The sequence below is a fragment of the Acidovorax sp. HMWF018 genome, from assembly GCF_003061035.1.
Lineage (GTDB): Bacteria > Pseudomonadota > Gammaproteobacteria > Burkholderiales > Burkholderiaceae_C > Acidovorax > Acidovorax delafieldii.
In genome coordinates this window covers 1-2,068 of record NZ_QAIM01000352.1, presented here as the reverse complement: position 1 = coordinate 2,068, position 2,068 = coordinate 1, and the positions used below count along the sequence as shown (strand labels likewise).

At 68.7% G+C, this 2,068-nt stretch carries 2 protein-coding genes; both read right to left on the bottom strand.

All coding sequences use genetic code 11. The annotated features are described in order from the left end of the window. On the bottom strand, positions 1–1,001 hold a 1,001-nt coding region (gluQRS, locus tag DBR23_RS13405), incomplete at its 3' end, for a tRNA glutamyl-Q(34) synthetase GluQRS (RefSeq protein WP_233250444.1). Continuing rightward, a partial coding sequence (locus tag DBR23_RS13400; RefSeq protein WP_369882114.1) for an NAD(P)/FAD-dependent oxidoreductase occupies positions 998–2,068 on the bottom strand: 1,071 nt, incomplete at its 5' end. The genes DBR23_RS13400 and gluQRS, both read right to left, overlap by 4 nt.

Below are 2,068 nucleotides of genomic sequence, written 5' to 3'. Positions count from 1 at the left end.
TTGTAGTTTCGTCGCCACGCCACCACCCACTGTGCCAGTGCGTCGGGTATGCAAATGTTGTGCAGATTTGCCACAGCGGGCAGGCCCAGTGCCAGCGCAGCGTGCGACAGAGCCACCAACGGGTTCTGCAGTTCCAGCGCCTGCGCGCCGTTTTGTTTGGAGAGTTTTTCGCCGTTGTCGCCGCACACCAGGGGGGTGTGCAGGTAGCGCGGTGTGGGCACCCCCAGGGCCTGCTGCAGCAGGATCTGGCGGGGCGTGTTGTCGGCCAGGTCCTCGCCCCGGACCACATCGGTGATGCCCTGGTCGGCGTCGTCCACCACCACGGCCAGCTGATAGGCCCACAGCCCGTCTGCGCGGCGCAGCACAAAGTCGCCCACGGCGGTCGCAACCTGTTGCTGCTGGCGGCCCAGGCGGCGGTCGTGCCACTGCAGCAGTCCGTCTGCTACTGAATATGTAGCATCCCAGGCATGATCCACTAGCGCTATCGGCTGTTTTGGCTTGAAGTCTGTCACATTGAAGCGCCAGGAGCGCCCTGTGCGGCCATGCAGCCCATGGCGGCAGGTCCCGGGATAGGGCAGTGCAGCATGGCGTTCACGCGCATGGCCCTGCGCGGCATGGGCGTCTTCGACGTCCTTGCGTGAACAGGCGCAGGGATAGGCATCGCCCTGCGCCACCAGCTGGTCCAGGGCATGCTGGTACAGCCCGCTGCGCGCAGACTGCCACTGGGGCGGGGCATCGGGGTGCAGACCACAGGCGGCCAGCTGCTGCAGGATGAAGGTGTCAGCCCCCGGCACGCAGCGGGGCTGGTCCACATCTTCCATGCGCACCAGCCATCGGCCGTTGTGTGCGCGTGCGTCCAGCCAGCTGGCCAGCGCTGCCACCAGAGAGCCCGCATGCAGCGGGCCCGTGGGAGAGGGGGCAAACCGCCCCACATAGCGCCCTTCAACGCGTACTGCGGGGCTGTCCTTGTCGTGCGGCGTTGCGCCCGCGCCCCCCGTCATGCCACGGCAAGTGCCAGTTCCAGGCCCGACACAAAGGCATCTTCCAGCCGGTGCCCCAGGCACCAGTCTCCGCACGCACCCAGGCCGGCCTTGGCGTCCCACAGGTGGCTATTGCCCAGCGGGTGGGTGGTCTGCGCATAGCGCCAGCGGCGGGTGTCGGCATGCGCGGGCTCGGCCCGGATGCCGGTGACCTCGGCAAATGCCTTGAGCAGCTTGGCCTGCACGCGGGCTTCGTCGTCTTCGAGGTGTTCTGCCGACCAGGCGGGGCTGGCCTGCACCGTCCAGCGCTCCACCACATTGCGCCCCGGCTTGGACGACTCGCGCGCCAGCCAGGCAATGCGGTGGTGGGTGCTGCGCGCGGCGTTCCATTGCGGGCCCAGTGTGGTCAGGCCTGGGCGCACGGCCTGGGGGTAGGCCAGCATCAGGGTCCAGCAGGGGGCAATGGCCACCTTGGACATGGCGTCGGCCAGTGGGGAGTCGAGTCCGGAGCCGGAAATCAGGGCCTGCGCAGGCACGGAGGGCTGGGCCAGCAGCACGGCATCGAAGCCTGCGTACACATGTTGCTCGCCGCCCGCGCCTTCGGTGCGCAATTGCCAGCCTGGTGCGTTCACGGCGTCGGGTTCGATGCGGGTGACGCGGGTGTGGGTGATGAGCTGACCTGCATGAACCAGGGGGTCGGCCCAGGTGGTGACCAGCGACTGCATGCCCGGGCTGGCCACCCAATGGGCCTCGCGGTGGGGCAGGCCCACGGCGGCTACGCGGCCTGCAGCGTCCAGCACCTGGACCGAGTTGGCGCTCCAGCGCTTGCAGATGCCGGGCACGGTGTCGATGGCGCGGGCAAAACGCGGGTCGCGCACGGTGAAATATTGGGCGCCGGCATCAAAGTTGCCAAAGGGGCTGTCGATGGTGGCGGTGCGGCCACCGGCCTGGTGGGATTTTTCGAACACTGTCACCCGGTGGCCGGCCTGGACCAGGGTGCGGGCGCAGGCAATGCCCGCCATGCCTGCGCCGATGATGGCGAAGTGGCGCTGCGGTTTGCCGGAGGGGGTGACTGGGGTGGCGGGCGC